The following is a 15,740-nucleotide window of genomic DNA, read 5'->3' as shown; positions in this document are numbered from 1 at the left end:
TGCTTATCCTCTTTGACTAAACGTTTCACCAGAGGTATCAACTTTTCGCCTTGAGGAAAAACTTCGCACAACCACATAAAACACAGGAGTAAGCAGTAAGCCAAAGAAGGTTACTCCAAGCATTCCCGAGAATACGGCAATACCCATAGCATGCCGCATTTCGGCACCAGCCCCACTAGCTAATAGCAAAGGTATAGCACCCGCAATAAACGCCAGAGATGTCATAAGAATCGGACGTAAACGCAAGCGAGCAGACTCAAGCACGGCCGCCAATGGTGATAGTCCTTCACTCTCCTTGGTTCGGGCAAACTCCACGATTAAGATTGCATTTTTCGCGGCCAGCCCCACCAAAACAACAAAACCAATCTGAGTAAAGATATTGTTATCACCATTAGAAATCCAGACTCCCCCAATTGCAGAAAATAGCGCCATCGGCGCAATCAGCAATACAGCAAATGGCAAAGACCAACTGTTATATTGTGCCGCCAAGATAAGGAAAGCAAAGAAAACAGCTAGAGGGAAGATATACAGTGCTGAATTACCCGCCAATTTTTCCTGATAAGTAAGGTCAGTCCATTCATATGCCATCCCTTCAGGTAAACTTTCCTTAACTATTTTCTCAATAGCATCAGTTGCCTGTCCCGAAGAATAACCTGGTGCTGTACCACCTGTAATATCTGCAGATGGGTACCCGTTATATCGCATCACACGGTCAGGTCCAGAAGTTCGCTTAATATTTATCAGAGCTGATAAAGGAATCATGTCACCTGCTGAGTTTCGCACCTTAAGCAACCCGATATCTTCTGCTTGCATACGGAATGGCGCATCGGCTTGGGTAATGACTCGATACGTCCGACCAAACCTATTAAAATCATTTACATAAAGCGATCCAAGATTCACCTGTAAAGTATCAAATATATCTGTTAGCGCAACCCCCTGAGATTTTGCTTTCACACGATCAATATCTACCTGAATCTGAGGCGAGTTAGTTTCAAAACTGGCCATCATCCCTGCCAACTCTGGAGTTTGCATAGCTTTAGCCATGATGACGTCCTGCACACGAGCAAGCTCTTCAAAACCTAATCCGGCCCGGTCTTCAATTTGAAGTTTAAATCCTCCCATACTCCCTAAACCAGGAACAGGTGGTGGGGGGAATATACCCACGAAACCATCAGGAATTTGACTAAATTTCCCCATCAGACTACCAGCAATAGCCTGAGCAGATAATGATGGATTTCGACGTTCTTTAAAAGGTTTCAACATAGTAAACATTAATGCTGAATTTGGCATGTTAGGGCCGTTTACCGATAAGCCAGGGAATGCAATCACACTTTCAACTCCAGGCTGAGATAAAGCAATCCTGGACATTTCCTTAACTACAGCTTCGGTTCGGTCGAGTGAAGCGCCGGAAGGAAGCTGAGCAATGCCAACAAGGTAATATTTATCCTGAGCAGGCACAAAACCACCAGGAACCTGTTTGAAGCCCAGGAAGGTCAGTGCCAGAAAACCAGCATACAGAATGAGTACAATTGTACTTCCGCGAACGATACGTCGAATCGTCCCAACATAGGAATTCGACAGGCTATCAAAGAAACGGTTAAAACGACGGAAAAAAGATCCGAAAAAACGATCCATTACACGAGTCAACAAATCTTGCTTCTCTATACCTTGATGTGGTTTCAGTAGTACGGAAGCTAATGCCGGAGACAATGTTAAGGAGTTGATAGCCGATAAAATCGTTGAGATAGCAATCGTCAATGCAAATTGACGATAGAATTCGCCCTGAAGCCCCGAGAGGAATGCTGATGGAATAAACACAGCTGCCAGTACTGAGGTAATAGCCAGAATTGGCCCCGTTACCTCGTCCATTGCTTTTCTTGCGGCGTCTTTTGGTGAGAGTCCTTTTGCAATATGGCGCTCAACGTTCTCAACCACAACGATTGCATCATCAACAACAATACCAATTGAAAGAACCAGACCAAATAAAGATAGCGTATTGAGTGAGAACCCAAATACATCCATTAATGCAAACGTACCCACTAATGAAATAGGCACTGCGATCAATGGGATGATTGATGCTCTCCATGTTTGCAAAAATAGCATCACGACCAGCACAACTAATATTGTGGCCTCTAATAAAGTCGTCGTGACAGATTTCAGGGAAGCACTAACAAACACGGTCGGATCATAAGCGATACTGTACTGAATACCTTCCGGAAACCTTACTTTCAGGCGTTCCATTGTTGACCTTACCGATGCAGACACCTCAAGTGCATTGGCGCCCGGGGTCATAACAATCTGCATACCCACTGCATTTTTATTATTTAGTAAACTCCTCATGGAGTAGTTATCTGAACCGAGTTCAAGACGAGCCACATCACGCAAGCGCGTAATTTGTCCGTCATCTCCGGTTTTAATAACTATATCGCCGAACTGTTCCTCAGTAGTTAGGCGCCCTAAGGCATTCACAGTGACCTGGAATGATGACGATGCATTAGGTTGCTGTCCGACAGAGCCAGCCGCTACCTGAACGTTTTGTTCTTTAATCGCAGCAGTGACATCACTTGATGTTAACCCTCTGGAAGCCACTTTATTAGGATCTAACCATACTCGCATGGCATATTCCCCTTCACCTCCCAGCGCTATGCTTGCGACACCTGGTAAGCGTGAAAGCTCATCACGTACGTTTAACATTGCATAGTTAGAAACATAAAGTGGATCATAACGCTCATCAGGAGAGAACAAATGCACCACCATAAGAATATCCGGCGAGGTTTTTTCAGTCACAACCCCTATTTGCTGGACTTCCGTTGGTAGCCGAGGCAAAGCCCGTGATACCCGATTCTGAACCTGAATTTGCGCAATATCGGGGTCAGTTCCCTGTCTGAAAGAGATGGTTAAAATCATTCGGCCGTCAGAAGCAGTTTGAGAACTCATGTAAAGCATGCCTTCAACCCCATTGATGGCTTGCTCAAGCGGGGCGGCAACAGTATCTGCTATTACATTGGGGTTTGCTCCGGGGTAGCTTGCCGTTACCTGAACGGTTGGCGGTGTTACGGACGGATATTCACTGAGAGGAAGTTGAAAAAACGCTAAAGAACCCGCTATCAGCATAAAAACTGATAAGACAATTGCAAATATGGGGCGCTGGATGAAGAAATGAGGAAATTTCATTTACTACCTCCCTCATTTTTGCCATTCGATTTTTTAGATGCACCTTCAGGCTGCCTCTCAGGTACGCTCAACAGCGTTTGCATCGATACGATGTCTGGCGTAACGGCCATCCCCGGTCGTACGAGCCCTTTTATGATAATTTTTTCCCCGGCCTTCAGACCGTCGCTGATAACACGTAATCCATCGACCATTGGCCCCAACACTATCGGGCGATACTGCGCCTTATTATTGGCATCAACAACAAGGACATACTTATTGCCCTGATCTGTGCCTACGGCTTGATCGTTTACCAAAATTACTTTTTGCTCACTACCAGTGCCTAACTGAACTCTGGCAAATGCTCCAGGAGTAAGAAGACCATCAGCATTCGGGATAATAGCCCGGACACGAACAGTGCCGGTATTACGATCAATTTGGTTGCCAACAAAATCAAGCGCCCCCCCGTGCGGATACCCCTTCTCATTTGCCAGACCTATATGTACGGGTAATTTTTCGTTGCTACGTCCGACAACATCAGGCCGAGCCTTACTGACAGTATTGAGATATGTCGCTTCATCAATATCAAAATAAACATATAAAGGGTCGGACGAAACGATTGTTGTCAATAGAGTCGCGGCCCCCCCCTGGCTGCTGCTAACCAAGTTACCTTCAGTTACTAAAATCCGATCGATACGGCCATCAATTGGCGCAGTCACACGCGAGTATGACAAATCCAGCTTTGCTGCTTCGACTGCAGCCTTCGATACCTGAACCTGTGCAACGCGGGCATTTTTCTCAGAAGATGCATCATCATAGTCTTTACGCGAAACAGCACCTCCGTTTACCAGACGGCTAATACGCTCGTAATTGCGGCTTGCCTGGAACGCCTGAGCTTCTGCCTGTCGTAATTGCGCTTGTGCACTATCAAGCACAACCTGGTAGGGCCGCGGATCGATTTGAAATAACATCTGTCCTTTCTGAACCAGACTTCCCTCCGGCACCGTAACAGATTCGATTGCCCCTCCTACCCTGGGGCGTAGCTCCACTGTTTTAATAGCCGCTAAAGAACCGGTAAATTCAGCAGAAGGTATAATATTCCGTGATACGGCAACAGCCACGGGTACCTGTGGACCTGCAGGCGCATTTGCAGTTTTTTTTTGCGTTTCGCTTGCATCATCATTTGCAAGTACCACTTCTGTATTGGCTGTCACTGCAACTGCCATCAGCAATATCCCAACTTTCATTTTCATCATAACGATCCTTTCATTCACCAAAACTCTTCGGCCAGTCCGAAGTTGGCGTCTGTAGTAATACCAATTGTCTTAAAAGTTTGATCTAATAGTGGTATTCATATTCGAGTGATTTTGATATGCATACAGCCGACGACTTTAAACAATTAGCAAAGCAAACCTCCAACGGGCAACTGCGAACCCGCTATCTAGCTTTGTATCATTTCAAGAATGGGGAAACACGAACCCAGATAGCAACTTACCTTGGGGTTGCCAGAGGCAGTGTTAATACCTGGGTATCCAACTATCTGGCGCACGGACTTGAAGGTCTGCAATCCAAACCTAGTCCGGGTAGACCCTGTCAGCTCTCCGTCTCCCAGCGAGAACAGATCGCACATTTTATCAAAGAAAATGCGGTTAAAAAGGAGGGGGGGCGTTTGATTGCACAGGATGTACGACAATACATTAGCGACACCTTCCAAATCGATTATCAGTTGCGAAACGTATACCGCATCATGGATGCGCTCGGTTTCAGTTGGATAACCAGTCGCTCTAAACACCCTAAACAATCACAACAAACCCAGGACACTTTTAAAAAATTTCCTGCTGGAAACGATCCTTCACACTCCCGGTCATCTTCCTCTGGATCGCGTTGACGTCTGGTTTCAAGACGAAGCACGATTCGGTCAGCAAAATCAGACGTCCAGAATATGGGCAGCCAAGGGCAGCAGGCCAAGAGTAGTAAAGCAACAGCAATTCGATTATGGCTATGTCTTTGGGGCGGTGTGTCCGAGCAATGGTAATACTCAGGCGCTTATCAGCCCTCTTGTGAATAAAGAGGTGATGAAGCAGCATCTGAAATTAATAAGTGAAGCGACAGAGCCTGGGCGTCATGCCGTTGTTGTAATGGATGGCGCGGGCTGGCATACGATCGATACGGCCAGCCCATTTACCAATGTCAGTCTGTTAAAACTCCCACCTTATTCTCCGGAGCTGAACCCGATGGAGCAAGTATGGCAATGGTTACGGCAACGTTGCTTATCAAACCGCGTATTTCGAGGTTACGAAGAAATAGTGGAACAGGTCTCTCGCGCTTGGAATACATTCATTGCGGATGTTGAACGAGTCAAAAATCTCTGTTGGAGAGAGTGGATAAAGTTGGTCAATTAATTAATGCAATTGGTATAATTTCTTACAGGCTAAAGCTTGTAGTAACTGGAAGGTCAAGGGGGAGGATGATAAAAACTTAGAAAGATCGCACTGATAAAATTGATTAAATCGGCTATTGAGGTGAATTCGTACAAAAAATTGAAAATTGTTTAAAACATAATGTTATTCATAGAAAAAATCAGGCCACTGAAATGGCCTGATGTAAAGGATGCTAATAGCTAGTACTTACCTCAAGCATCAATCGTGATATCACCGGCAGGAATGCACTGACATGTCAAACATGCCCCCTCATCAGAGGGCTCCACACCATTCAGATGCTGTACGTTCCCTGCAATCACCCTAGTTGAACAGCTTTCACATTGTCCAACACGACAACCACTAGGCATTTGAATCCCAAGCTTTTCCCCAAAATTAAGTAGAGTACCTTTATCCGTGGTCCAAATCTCTGTTCTTCCTGATTTTGCAAAAATGACTTTATGACGTAATGAGGGATCATTATTTATTTTTGCTGGAGAACGAAATATCTCGTAGAAAATAGCAAATGCAGGTACACCTCTCTCCTGAAGCCCTCGCGATATCGCATCCATCATAGGCTGCGGACCACACATGTAATAACGAGCATTATTCTCAATAAGATATGCCTCGACATCTCCCGCACCAACGTAACCAGCTCTATCATAATCCAATCCTGGAATATCACAGTCGAGGGGCTGATTGTAGATATTAATTACTTTAAGCCTGTCAATAGACGCATTTAGCTCCGCAATTCTTTTCTTAAACGCATGTAGCCTACTATTTTGATTAGCATAGAAAAGCCAGATCTCCGGACCTTCCGCTTGGGGGTTAATAGACTCCAGATAGGAAATGAATGGAGTAATTCCAATACCGCCAGCAAAGATTACGACAGGCTGGACGGCATTGAGCGGGACAATGAAATTCCCCCCAGGAGGGGTAAGTTCAACATCCTTGCCTATCTGCAAATGCGTGTTTATGTAGGATGACATTATTCCTTCAACATACTCACCTTTCTCATCAGTCGCTTTCTGATGACGGACAGAAATGGAATAGGTTTTACGGTCATGAACAAACGCAGGGCCTGTCAGCGAATACGCCCGGGTAACGATCTCTTCAGAATCGCTCATCGGACAACAGCTAACAGTGATATGCTGGCCCGGTTCATAATCAGGTAAGTAGCCTTCACTGTTCGATTGGAAGGTAATTGTCGTAACATTATCTGCTTCTTTTTTCAGTTCAATGACTTTGAATGTTTTACGACCTTCCCAGGGGCGCCTTATCAGCTCAAAATCATTCAAGCGGCGAATGCGGCAGCGGAATGAACGCAAAGGTAAAGCACCGCTGACTGGATCATAGCTATCACCGCTGATTAAACTATTGTAATTGCTACTGTACTCACCTTTAACCGGGTATGAAGGTTTGCCAAAATCAGGACAAGCCTGCCACCACCCAAACTCAGCAATTACAGTTTCATGAGAGAGTTTGGCTTCCACTTTTGCTCTAAATCGAGCAAGACCTGCTCTCGTTTCAATTTCTACCCAATCCCCCGTCTTGATACCTTCTTCGTCAGCCAGAGTTGCCGAAATGTCTACCGTTGGATAAGGTGCTTTTTTTCGTAGGCTAGTCAGGCTTCGATGTTGGCTATGACAGAAGAATCCGCTTTTAACGGATGTCAGCATTAATGGATAATCAGGATCGTTGCGCTGGTATTCTTGCGGCTGTACATACTCAGGTAAAGGATTGTAACCATAGTGATGAAGGATCTCAGAGTAAAACTCTGCACGTTTTGTTTCTGTATTGAAACCTGCCAGATATCCACTATTTGGGTCTCTGAAAGCATATTTTCTGACTTTATGCTCAAGCGGGATATCGTAACCTTCTGGCTTATTTCTGAGCATCTCAACAGTCAAACCTAATGGTTCTAGTTGATAATTCCAGGCTGCCTCAATATTGCCGTCGAAGAACGCTTCATTCATTCCTAACCGGCATGCAAGATCGAAAACAATCTCAAGGTCGGAACGGCTTTCACCGCGCGGAGAGACCATTTTTTTTCTCAACTGAATGTGGTCCTGAGCAGCAGCACTACTTTCAAACCCGGTTCTTAGGCCTTCGCGCTCCCAGGCAGTGTTAACTGGCAGAAGGATATCAGCATACTTTGATGTAGGCGTTTCAAACAAATCTACATGGGCATAAAACTCAAGCGCCTCAAGCGCCTGTTGTCCGAGAGAAGTATCACTTTGTGAAAGTAATATGTTGGCACCAAAGCCAATTAACCCGCGAATTTTATAGGGTGTACCTTCTAATACTGAATGCCAGATATCCTGAGAATGAACCCAACCTTGTGAAGGCGGCCCGATAGGCCTTTCTTCAAGGCCTAATGCTTTATCCCATTGTGATTTAGGCATCAATGTCGGTGAATTAACCACATTTACCGGGTGGCTGGCATAGATTCGATTACATCCTTCCTGATCGAAACAACCGGTTAAAGCATACAGTGTCGCAATCGCACGTTCTGTTTGGGTGGCATTAGTGTGTTGAGCCACTCCAGACCAACTGTGGTAGGCGATTTTCTTGGCCCCGGCAATCAAACTCGCAGCGGCTTCAATTGACGCAACAGATACCCCGGTGATACGGCTTACGTTTTCTGGGTCATAATTAGCCAACATATCTTTAAAAGATGAAAACGCCGTTTGGCAGGAAATTTTTGCACCATCAGCTATTGCGACTTCAACATTGCCCTCAAGTGCAGCTGTAGGCATCAGCGTTTCTTCAGTTCGAGTCTCGGAATCGATAAATGTGACTTGCTGGTTGTGTTCGTCCCAAACTGTATAGCGATTACTGATGGCAAGTGGGTTAATATCTTTTTCCCGAAGAAAATAACCATTATCATTTCGAACCAACAAAGGACCATTAGTCCAGTTTCGAACAAACTCATGATTAAACAGGTTTCGTTCTACCAGGAGATGGCTTAACCCCAAAGCTAATGCACCGTCAGTTCCAGGATTGACATCAAGCCAGGCATTTGCTTCTTTCGCTAAGGGTGTCGGGCGAGGATCCACGACAATCAGTTTTGCGCCGTTATTTCGACCAGTACCAATCGCACTAGCCTGGGCAAGCCAAGTATTCGCGGGGTTATGCCCCCAAAGAAGAATAAGATCGGCATGGGAATAATCAGCAACAGGAATGCCGCAGCCAAAGGTCCATCGATGTGCAACGTCTTTATGCCAGTTACATATCTCAGTTCCATAGCTGGTATTTGGGCTGCCATAGATACGAACAAATCGCTCTAACCATTCAATTGCATCACTGAGGGGGGTACCGCTTGGGCTCGTAAAGCCGAAAGCGACAGATTCAGCTCCATCCTCTCGTTTAAATTTTTCCAGTTGTCCGGCTATCGTTGACATAGCCTCTTCCCAACTTATACGTTGCCAGCCCGGATCCTCTGCACCTTTAGGATGAGTTCTCTTCATCGGGTACAGAATTCTATTTGCGCTGTCCACCAGCTCAGGTGCCGCTTTCCCCTTCATACACATGGCCTTACCATTAGGGTGTTCAGGGTTAGCCCGTACCTTGATCAGGTGGTCATTTGCTACTTCACTCAGCGTCCCACACCGCGAACGGCAAAGTGTGCAATATCCGGGAATAATATCTGACATTGGAAACCTCACTACTAAAAACAGTTAATATTCTTTAAAAACCACATTGATTTCTTTTTACCCAAGAGTTACTAACCCAATTAATGTCATCTTGTTTTGTAGGCGTAATTTCAGTTGAAATTACTGTCATCTATGGATTGCGGCTAAGAAATTTCAGGACCAGAGTCTGATTTTTGTAAACCGTTAACATCTGCAAGATACAGTGCACTCAAAATAGGGCATTCAGGCTTATCATCCCCTGCACAGCAATCAGAAAGCGTTGTAAGTATTGATGCCATACGCTGAAATTCTTGAATTTTTCGCGTCAACTCGTTGATGTGTGACTCGACTAATTTTTTTACATCAGCACTCTGGCGCGAATGGTTCCCCCACAGACAGAGAAGTTCCCCTGTTTGTGCCAGAGAGAAACCTAATTCCCGACATCGGCGTATAAAATGTAATTTGTACACATCAATATCGCGGAACATCCGATACCCGGCTGCAGTTCTGGCTACTTCCGGTATTAATCCCGCCTCTTCATAATAGCGGATCATTTTTGCGGAAACTCCGGATAACCGGGCAGCATCACCAATGTTCATCCTTACCTCCCAAAATGTATTCTGTTGATACCAGATCCAGTTTCAAATGACGTCGTTTCCGGCGCTCTTACCTTGCATACGTAGTGATACGGTTACCGTCTGGCTCATCAATATTGAGTCGATATCCAGCCTAAACCTTCCTGTGGCGGTAAGGTCAAGAAAAAAGATCATCAAGATAAGCTGTATAAGAAACCAGATGTGACGAAAATACTCATCTCCCTTATGACCACATACTTAATGACTCAAAACACTCTTCTTTGGGTTTAGAAAGAATGCTATCTCTAGTGGAATCATTTTTATATTCGCCAACACTCACTAATTCCCATGATTCGACATCATTCAACAACGCAAGCATCAACTTATTATTTAATGCATGACCTGACTTATAAGCATGGTAGGCGCCAATAATATTATGGCCTGATACGAAGAGGTCTCCAATCGCATCCAGTGTTTTATGTCGCACAAGTTCGTTGTTAAATCGCAGACCTTCCGGGTTCAGAACGCTATATTCATCAAGACCTATCGCATTATTCAAACTTGCCCCTAACCCAAGACCTTTTTGTTGTAGAAGTTCTACATCACGAACAAATCCAAAAGTTCTGGCATCAGCAATCTCGCCAATATAGTTTTCTTTCGACACTTCAATATTTAATCTATTGGTCTCAGCAGAAATCAAGGGATGCTTAAAATCAATCATAAAATCGATCGAGAACTTAGAGTCTGGATGCAAAAGAGCCCATTTGTCGCCATCTTTTACGGAAACCGTTTTTTTTATCAGCAGATATTTTTTTAGCGCACACTGCTCTATCAAACCAGCGTGCATTATTGAATATATGAATCCTCTGGCACTCCCATCGAGAATGGGAAGTTCTGGAGCATCGAGCTCCACCAAGAGGTTATCAAGTCCCATGCTGGACACCGCAGAGAGGAAATGTTCGATTGTTGAAACTCGAACTCCCTGAGGGTTGATAATGCTTGTTGCCAGCATAGTGTCATGAATCTGATCGGCACGGAGCTGAATATCAACAACAGGAGTTACATCTGTTCTACGGAACCGTATGCCACTATTGGCACCAGCAGGCATGATTTTCATGTTAACGGTTTTACCGCTATGCAAGCCAATACCGTTTAACTCAACAATATTCTTGATAGTTTTTTGCTTGATCATGGAGACCTCTATTTGCTCTAGCGACTAGGCAGAACGTCTGCAACAAGGCTCCATTAATGATTCCCCCTATTGCCCTGTTCATCGTCCTCGCTACTCTCGACTTGGTTCCATTAAAAACCCTAAAGTTGATATAGGGTCAAGCTTTTATACGATATACACATGAAGCATCTTGCACGAGTCGCACTGACTGACCCGAGTTAGTTACCATCATATTCCTTATGGTTGAGACCATATGGAAATCAGTGAATTAAAAATATTTATTCATCCAAAACACAAATGGTTTTAAGAAAACCTAACCCCCTTCTTGTAAAATTATTCAAGATAGTCAAGTATATTTTTTATATTGTCAATTAGGGCCACATGCAGGTCAGGGTCATCACATTCATCTGAATGGCAATAGGAAATATGTTGAAGTATAATTCTTTTTTTGAATTCGCTAACGGTGCACTCCAACTCATACACCGACCGTACGATATCAATACAAGGTTCATCATCGATTAAAAAATCCTGCATTTTATTATATTTATCAGCCAGCTCTTCTATCATAGGAATCAATACGGGGTCATTAACTAACATTGGCATATCTCTCCTCATCGTCTGAAAGTAAAGATGGACACAGCGCTGATAAATCCCAACTCCCTTGCTTACGGTACCGACCGGGAGGAAGATGAAACTTGTTTTTGAAAGCTCTCGTGAAAGTTTGTTGCGAATCAAAACCATACTGAAGAGCAATGTCCAGAACTGTTCTGGAAGTTAGTTTCAGATCGATGGCAGCGCAGGATAATCGACGAGAGCGAACATATTCACCCCGCGCAATGCCGGTCGCCTGTTTAAATAAACGTTGAAAATGCCATCGTGAATAACCAGATTTTTCAGCAATGATTTCTACTGGCAAGGTTTTATTCAATGAACATTCAACCCACTGTACAATATCTTCGACAACACTTTCAGAATATTTTTTGGTGTCCATCCGCTCCCCCTCAAACCATATTCGATAAATATGTTCAAACCAGAATACGGTCTCTGAGTCTGTCGTCCATGAAGAACTCAGAGACCCAACTCTTTATTTTCGTAATAATCTCAGGCCATTTGCCACAACCAGAAGACTGGCACCAACATCAGCAAATACAGCCATCCACATGGTTCCCATTCCCATGAGCGTGAGTACAAGGAATACGGCTTTAATACCTAGAGCGAGGCTGATATTTTGTACAAGTAAGCTGTACGTTTGTCGGGACAATTTCACAAAGGCTGGTATTTTACGCAGGTCATCATCCATTAAAGCTACATCTGCAGTTTCAATCGCCGTATCAGTACCCATTGCTCCCATAGCAAAACCGATATCAGCTGCAGCCAGAGCCGGTGCATCATTGATACCATCACCAACCATCCCAGTGATTCCAATCCGTGAATGCTCTTCAACTGCACGATGTTTATCTTCTGGCAATTGATTCCCTCGAGCCTCATCAATTCCAACCTGAGATGCGATTGCTTTAGCTGTATGTGGGTTATCACCAGTCAGCATAATAGTTTTAACGCCAAGTTCATGAAGTTGTTCAATCGCTTCACGACTGCTGTTTTTAACAGTATCAGCAACAGCGAACAGCCCAAGCACTTGCTTACCATCATTGAGTAAAATAACTGTTTTACCCTGGCTTTCCAGCCTTTGTACTGTTGCTTTAATCTCTGATGGACAATTAAAGTGTTCTTCTGTCAAACGCAGGTTTCCAAGGTAAAAATCCTTACCTGTAATTACGCCATGCACACCTCGCCCAACAATCGCTTCAAAGCTGTCAACATCCTGCTTTTTCAAATCAGCAGAAGCATTCACAATTGCCAGTGAAACAGGGTGATCAGAGTAACTAGCGAGACTAGCTGCAGTAGTACGAACTTCACGCTCGCTCCATCCATTGAATACCATTACGTCGGTTTGTACTGGTTTCCCATGGGTAATAGTTCCTGTTTTATCCAGCGCAAGGGCTTTTAGCTTACGTCCCTGCTCAAGATAAACACCGCCTTTAATGAGAATCCCTTTGCGAGCAGCTGCAGTAAGTCCACTGACAATCGTTACTGGCGTAGAAATAACCAGGGCACATGGACACGCTATGACAAGCATAACTAAAGCTTTATAGATCCACTCCTGCCATGTTCCTGCCCCAAACAATGGTGGCAATACAGCAACCGCAACAGCAATACCCATAACGACTGGGGTATAAATCTGGGAAAAGCGGTCAACAAAACGTTGTGTAGCTGCTTTGGCACCTTGCGCCTGCTCAACAGCATGAATGATTCGCGCAAGGGTTGTATTATTTGCAGCTGCAGTGACTTTATATTCAAAAGAGCCTGACTGATTTATTGTTCCAGCAAATACTGTATCGCCCGCGATTTTATCGACAGGCATACTTTCACCTGTAATTGGAGCCTGGTTAATGGTGGTTTGACCTTTGACGATTTCTCCGTCGAGACCAATTCGTTCACCTGGTTTTACCCTAACAATACTGCCCGGTTGTACGCTACTGGCGTCAACTTCCTGCCATGTTCCATCAGCTTGTTGGACCATTGCAGTTTCAGGAGTCAGGTTCATCAGTGAACCTATTGCATTTCTGGCTCTATCGAGTGATTTGGCTTCTATTAGTTCAGCAATGGTGAATAACACCATAACCATCGCCGCTTCTGGCCACTGCCCAAGGACCAAAGCCCCAGTAACGGCAATACTCATTAGTGCATTGATATTCAAGTTGCCATTGCGAATCGAAATCCAACCTTTTTGGTAGGTTGTCAGACCACAAGAAAGCACTGCTATCAAAGCCAACCCAGCTTCGAGCCAGTCAGGCATATCAGCCCAGTGCATCACTTCGGCTGCAAGAGCAGCTACGCCAGCCAGAGCTAATGGCCACCAGGGCTTTTTTTTCTCCTGGGTATTTTTCTTGCCGCTAGTATTATCCGAAACTTCTGGCTCGAATCCCAACGAGCGAATTGCAGCCATGATCGCTTCAAGCGAATCCGGTGTATGAGTTACAGTCAAAACACGCTGCATCAGGTTGAAATCAAGCTCTTTAACAGAGCTCATTCCACCCAGTTTCTTTTTGATAAGATTTTCTTCAACAGGACAATCCATCTGCATAATGCGAATTTCTGTCCGTAATCCACCAGCCACAACCTGCGAGCCCCCCAGGCTACTCAATTGTTCTGGAGCCGCGGAGCAACAATCCCCCTCATGGCCGTGATCGTGGCCTTCATGAGAATGCTCTTGCGCGGCATGATCATGGTTACATCCCTTATGATTATGCTCATCATGCGAATGCCCTTCGCCGCCATGACTATGGGCATCATGATTATGGCCTTCATGGGAATGGTCATCACTGCATTTATTGTGATTATGAGCCTTCTGATCATGTGCATGATCATTTGCTTTATGTGATTCACCAGTATTCTTAACCCGGAGTCCTGTCCCTAAATTGAACGTTTCACAGCAACTAGCCGCTTCGTCTCCTGCAGGGGTTTTGCTATTTTTTACACCACCACTCATTTTCATTTCCTCATCTGCTAACTATACTGACTATTAAAGACCCTGATCTAACTACAGGGTCAAGTGCATAAGGGGGGATGCATGAAAATTGGTGAATTGGCCCGTAAGGCGGGTTGTCCGGTGGAAACTATTCGGTACTATGAGAAAAAAGGATTACTTCAAGCTCCATTAAGAGATATTGAAAATAACTACCGCTGTTACAACAATACTCATCTGGAAAAGTTGTTATTTATCCGACGCTGCCGCTCTCTTGATATGACTCATGAGGAAATACGTGCATTGCTACTGGCAATTAATAATCGCGGTAAAGACTGTGGCCCCATTGATGCAATAATCAGTGCCCATCTCACGCATGTTCAGCATCGTATTAAAGAGCTATTAGCCCTGGAAACACAACTAAAAGAACTTAATGGCTATTGCAGCTCAGACCGGAGCGTGGACGAATGCGGGATAGTACAGAAATTGACTGCTGATGAAGAGAATGGTGATCTTCCTTTAACCGTACCAACTGACCACTTGGGGGGGGTGCATTAGTGGTGTGCGCTTATAAGTTGATTAGACTGATGGCGTAACACTAGCCCATACAGCTTTGTGCTACGCCATCATGCCCTTAAAATAAGGGGTCGGGCTTTTTCCATTTCGTTACCACGAGAACTACGTTGCACCGCCCCTTCTCTCTTACCGGGATGGCTTTTAGCATCAGCGGTCATTAATGTCTGGTATTGGGCATTCAAATCGCTCATCCCCAGCACAGCTTTTGAACAGAGCTCTGAGTGTATATGCCATTCGTTGCATATTTTCCATACGTCGCTCTAAATCATCCATATGCTCTTGTGCCAGACGTTTAACATCGGCGCTCTGGCGAGATTTGTCATTCCATAACTTGAGCAAATCGGCTATCTATTCAAGAGAAAAACCAAGGTCACGCGCACTGCGGATAAAAATCAGACGGTGGACATCATTGGGTGCATAATCACGGTAGCCTGCTTCGGTACGACCTATAGCAGGAATCAGACCAATTTGCTCGTAATAGCGAATCATCTTTGCGAAGATTCCTGATTCGTTCGATGCTTTACCAATGTTCATAACTCCCCTTTATCTTAGTGCTCAGAGTCTTCTGCCAGCGGAGTCTGGAACCGACGCAAACGAAGTGCGTTGCCCAGAACAAATACACTGGATAGCGCCATCGCGCCTGCAGCAAAGATTGGCGAAAGCAGCAATCCATAGGCAGGGTACAGCAAG

General features: G+C 44.8%; 12 protein-coding genes. 2 read left to right on the top strand and 10 right to left on the bottom strand.

The window, feature by feature from the left end:
• Nucleotides 1-3: 3 nt before the first annotated feature.
• Both GY843_RS19760 and GY843_RS19755 read right to left on the bottom strand, forming a co-directional pair.
• The gene (locus tag GY843_RS19760; protein ID WP_088585973.1) at nucleotides 4-3,174 is read right to left on the bottom strand and encodes an efflux RND transporter permease subunit; all 3,171 of its coding nucleotides are present in this window, start codon (nucleotides 3,172-3,174) and stop codon (nucleotides 4-6) included.
• The gene (locus tag GY843_RS19755; RefSeq protein ID WP_249362399.1) at nucleotides 3,171-4,406 is read right to left on the bottom strand and encodes an efflux RND transporter periplasmic adaptor subunit; all 1,236 of its coding nucleotides are present in this window, start codon (nucleotides 4,404-4,406) and stop codon (nucleotides 3,171-3,173) included. The genes GY843_RS19760 and GY843_RS19755 overlap by 4 nt, the downstream gene beginning before the upstream one ends.
• Before the next feature lie 116 nt (nucleotides 4,407-4,522).
• Between GY843_RS19755 and GY843_RS19750 the strand changes: the two genes are divergently transcribed.
• A protein-coding gene (locus GY843_RS19750; RefSeq protein ID WP_161789755.1) for an IS630 family transposase occupies nucleotides 4,523-5,552 on the top strand; the annotation gives its coding sequence in 2 pieces (ribosomal slippage) (nucleotides 4,523-4,977 and nucleotides 4,976-5,552; 1,032 coding nt in all).
• Between the two features lie 230 nt (nucleotides 5,553-5,782).
• Here GY843_RS19750 and GY843_RS19745 read toward each other — a convergent pair.
• The 6 genes from GY843_RS19745 to GY843_RS19720 form a co-directional block, all read right to left on the bottom strand.
• On the bottom strand, nucleotides 5,783-9,223 hold the full coding sequence (locus GY843_RS19745) for a molybdopterin-dependent oxidoreductase (protein ID WP_073661981.1): 3,441 nt from the start codon (nucleotides 9,221-9,223) through the stop codon (nucleotides 5,783-5,785).
• 143 nt (nucleotides 9,224-9,366) lie between these two features.
• Nucleotides 9,367-9,801: a Cu(I)-responsive transcriptional regulator gene (gene cueR, locus GY843_RS19740; protein ID WP_088585976.1), complete on the bottom strand. Its 435-nt coding sequence runs from the start codon at nucleotides 9,799-9,801 to the stop codon at nucleotides 9,367-9,369.
• A 220-nt stretch (nucleotides 9,802-10,021) separates the two neighbouring features.
• On the bottom strand, nucleotides 10,022-10,969 hold the full coding sequence (lpxC, locus tag GY843_RS19735) for a UDP-3-O-acyl-N-acetylglucosamine deacetylase (RefSeq protein ID WP_088585977.1): 948 nt from the start codon (nucleotides 10,967-10,969) through the stop codon (nucleotides 10,022-10,024).
• Nucleotides 10,970-11,281: 312 nt separating this feature from the next.
• Nucleotides 11,282-11,551, bottom strand: a complete 270-nt coding sequence (locus GY843_RS19730; protein WP_212751624.1) for a hypothetical protein — start codon at nucleotides 11,549-11,551, stop codon at nucleotides 11,282-11,284.
• On the bottom strand, nucleotides 11,535-11,939 hold the full coding sequence (locus tag GY843_RS19725; RefSeq protein ID WP_088585979.1) for a helix-turn-helix domain-containing protein: 405 nt from the start codon (nucleotides 11,937-11,939) through the stop codon (nucleotides 11,535-11,537). Before GY843_RS19725 ends, GY843_RS19730 begins: the two co-directional genes overlap by 17 nt.
• A gap of 93 nt (nucleotides 11,940-12,032) precedes the next feature.
• Nucleotides 12,033-14,498, bottom strand: coding sequence for a heavy metal translocating P-type ATPase (locus GY843_RS19720; RefSeq protein WP_088585980.1), 2,466 nt, complete (start codon nucleotides 14,496-14,498; stop codon nucleotides 12,033-12,035).
• A gap of 81 nt (nucleotides 14,499-14,579) precedes the next feature.
• On the opposite strand from GY843_RS19720, the gene GY843_RS19715 reads away from it, so the two are divergent.
• A complete protein-coding gene (locus GY843_RS19715; RefSeq protein WP_105932867.1) occupies nucleotides 14,580-15,032 on the top strand; it encodes a Cd(II)/Pb(II)-responsive transcriptional regulator in 453 nt (150 codons plus the stop codon).
• A gap of 165 nt (nucleotides 15,033-15,197) precedes the next feature.
• On the opposite strand, the gene GY843_RS19710 is transcribed toward GY843_RS19715, so the two are convergent.
• Entirely contained in the window at nucleotides 15,198-15,389 is a 192-nt protein-coding gene (locus GY843_RS19710) for a MerR family DNA-binding protein (RefSeq protein WP_276309500.1), read from the bottom strand.
• 9 nt (nucleotides 15,390-15,398) lie between these two features.
• Nucleotides 15,399-15,539, bottom strand: a complete 141-nt coding sequence (locus tag GY843_RS19705) for a MerR family transcriptional regulator (protein ID WP_297312247.1) — start codon at nucleotides 15,537-15,539, stop codon at nucleotides 15,399-15,401.
• Between the last annotated feature and the right edge of the window lie 201 nt (nucleotides 15,540-15,740).

It is taken from the genome of Neptuniibacter sp. (assembly GCF_024231755.1).
Lineage (GTDB): Bacteria > Pseudomonadota > Gammaproteobacteria > Pseudomonadales > Balneatricaceae > Neptuniibacter.
This window is presented reverse-complemented; position numbering and strand designations above follow the sequence as displayed.